Annotated in this window: 3 protein-coding genes; all 3 read left to right on the top strand. The window is 36.7% G+C overall.

Annotated elements, in window-relative coordinates; all coding sequences use genetic code 11:
* On the top strand, window positions 1-1,918 hold a 1,918-nt coding region (locus KQJ19_RS23095), incomplete at its 5' end, for a hypothetical protein (RefSeq protein WP_216404236.1).
* Window positions 1,908-2,282 carry a GtrA family protein gene (locus KQJ19_RS23090; protein ID WP_200010624.1) on the top strand — a complete coding sequence of 125 codons (375 nt, stop codon included), beginning with the start codon at window positions 1,908-1,910 and terminating at the stop codon, window positions 2,280-2,282. The genes KQJ19_RS23095 and KQJ19_RS23090, both read left to right, overlap by 11 nt.
* Before the next feature lie 286 nt (window positions 2,283-2,568).
* Window positions 2,569-3,095: nucleotide sugar dehydrogenase (locus tag KQJ19_RS23085; RefSeq protein WP_216404235.1), on the top strand; the 527-nt coding region annotated here is incomplete at its 3' end.

Below are 3,095 nucleotides of genomic sequence, written 5' to 3'. Positions count from 1 at the left end.
TAATAAAACAGAGGAAATCTGTGATTTTTCTCAAGAAAGTAAAGGATGCGTATATCAAATTTTCGGTGATAACCCTAATATATGGTTAACAGATGGGCATATAAAATACCATTTAGAAAATATAGAGGGAGGTAAAAATGCGGATAAATACTTTATTTATATTTCAAAAAATAAGGATGTACTTACGGTTACTAGTTCGCGTGCAGTGATTTACGCAAGTGCATGGGAACGATTCTCCCAATGGGTTAATTCAGTTTCGATAACTGATGAAAATAACGTAGAGTTTTCAACCTTGATACGCATCAGTGCTCTAAAACCTGGTGTATATAAGGCTTTGAATGTAAATGAAAGTGGTGAAGGTGTAAAATTAGCATCTTTCAACTATCCAGACTTTGGTAGCTTTTCAGCTATGAAAGTGGCATTTGTACTCGTTTGTGTCAGTTTCATTCTTTTAATTTATTTCTTATTTGCAATAATTCGTTGCCTGATTATTTCAGCTAAAGATGCACAAACTAAAAAGGTTTTGATAGTGAGCTTTGGCATCATTGGGTGGTTGCTTATTGCTATGGTGATCGGATGGCCAGCTGTTTTGGGATGGGATGGCTTTTCTCCTTATATTCAGGCGCAAGGTGGTCAAATTACTCTTTGGTACGGTATTGGCTATCCCCTCATCGTAGGTGGATTTTTATTGTCAAATCTGCCACAAGTCATCACAGTATGGTCCTTTCTGGCTACCTCTGTTATTTTACTTGGTTCTTGCTCTTTATTTTTCCGTTACTTCCAGGGTAAGTTGGCGTGGTGGGTGGTCATCTGGGCTATTGTTTATATACCATTGACAGTAATTATGTTGGGGATGCTTACTCACCTACGTGATGCTTTAAATGGTTTGACTCTTGCACTATTCATGTTAGGCAGTTTTTGCCTTGCTATTTATTGGCGAAAATTTGATTTAAATACAAAGTTATTTTTTACAGTCACTCTTTTTGTACTTGGCATTGCATTAGCATTATTACGTATTGATAACGTTCCTTCGTTACTTTGTATCGCTATCGGTCTTAGTCTACTAACGTTTAAACCGAGTGTAAAATTATTCTCGGTTTTGGTACTTGTAGCATTGAGTTGGGGAGCTATAAATAAGGTCGTAGAACCATTGGTGTATCCAGATCGTCATCGTGCAGAGGAAGAGAAGCGACTTTATGCCTCAACTGCCGTTATGAATCCTCTAACGGGTATGTTGGTCTATGGTAAAGATAAGTTGGATCCTCAGTTGTATAATGATATTTATACCTCCCTAAATAAAATTATGGATATTGATTATGCTTTAAAAAACTGGTCTCCTTATAATGTGGTTTTTTGGCATCAGACGGCCTCTGAAAGACCTCTACCAACATCTGCAGTATCTAAAAAGCTTACGGAATTGTATTTTATAAGTGCTATTAAGGAGCCTGTGCTTTTTCTACACCTCCGGCTTTCAGCTTTTACAGCTATACTTGGTAAGGATATTTTCCCTTTACCTCCTATAGCTTCACCACAGTTTAATATTCTTCCTGGATTGTCTGATCATCTATTAAGTACTACTAATCCATGGAAACAAACAGTTGAGATTATGGGGTTTGGCCCACACCCTCATTTATCTGCTGATGTAATGAAAAGCTTAATGAAGTGGTCTGATTACATTTCAAGTAATTTTTTGCAAATGCTAATGTGCTTAATGGCTATAGTGTTTTTTAAACGAACGCCGTTTACAGCTGTTATTGCTTGTGCCGCGCTTATTAGAGCCATGGTTTTCTTTTTCTTTGCACCTGCATCTGTCTTCCTCTATCTTTACGAATTACAACTTATAGGTTTCATGTTGCCTATGCTCATGTTGATAGAGTATAAGGTGAGGGAATATAAAGGTTTAGATAATGATTTTTAGATTTGCCGTTGTTTCAGGTCTCGGATGGTTAATTGATTTTTCTATCTTTGCTTTATTAAATTCATTAGGGTTTCCTGTTTGGTTGGCTAATATTGTCGGTGCTACTACCGCTGTATTATTTGTTTTCTTTGCATCAGTTAGGAAAATTTTTCAATATAATGGTCACTATATTTTATGGAAACTTCTTAATTATATAGTTTATCAAATAATTGCTATAATTTGTGCATCACTACTCATTGATTTCATCGCCCTGCAATTTGGAATGTTGCCTATCATAGCGAAAATTATAGTTACACCTTTAACTTTCTATGCAAATTTCCAGTTTATGTCTTTTTTGACTACTGGACGACTACGTCTAAAGTAGATGTCAATTTAGATATGTAAGTTCATTACTCTTTCAGCACGATTGCTAAGTATTAACTTGTGTTTTTATAAGCCCGGACCTAAGTGTCTGGGTTTTTTTTGCCTAAATTCTTATTGATTTTAATTTTTTCCTTAATATTAACTTAATAATTGAGGTCTATAGTAATGAAGTAAATCTGAATTGTGCTGTCTTTCATTGACACTTCATCAACTCAGACGTTACAACTTTTAATACATGTCATGATGATACAAACATGATGAGCAAAAGTTAACACTGAGATAATGAAATGAAAATCACCATTTCTGGTACCGGATATGTTGGCCTGTCAAATGGTATTCTGATTGCTCAGAGCCACGAGGTGGTCGCCCTGGATATCATCCAGACGAAAGTTGAGATGCTAAATCAGAAGCAATCGCCGATTGTGGATAAAGAGATCGAAGAGTATTTGACGACCAAGTCGCTAAATTTTCGTGCAACGACTGATAAGTATGATGCCTACTGCGATGCGGACTACGTTATTATCGCGACACCAACAGATTATGATCCAAAGACTAATTACTTTAATACCTCAAGTGTCGAGGCTGTTATTCGCGACGTGGTTGCAATTAATCCAGATGCAGTAATGGTAATTAAGTCTACCATCCCGGTAGGTTTTACTAATTCTATTAAAGAAAAACTGGGTACCAGCAATATTTTCTTTTCCCCAGAATTCCTGCGTGAGGGTAAAGCACTATATGACAACTTGCACCCATCTCGTATTGTCATTGGCGAGCGTTCAGAACGCGCCGAGCGTTTTGCTGCTCTGCTACAGGA

It is taken from the genome of Citrobacter sp. S46_ASV_140 (assembly GCF_018919545.1).
In the GTDB taxonomy this organism is placed as follows: Bacteria; Pseudomonadota; Gammaproteobacteria; order Enterobacterales; family Enterobacteriaceae; genus Citrobacter; species Citrobacter braakii.
The sequence above is the reverse complement of the archived record's forward strand: the minus strand, read 5'-3'. Positions and strand labels throughout refer to the sequence as shown.

Excerpts from the sequence above, each read along its gene's own strand:
- KQJ19_RS23090 (WP_200010624.1), top strand. The coding sequence starts at position 1,908 with ATGATTTTTAGATTTGCCGTTGTTTCAGGTCTCGGATGGTTAATTGAT.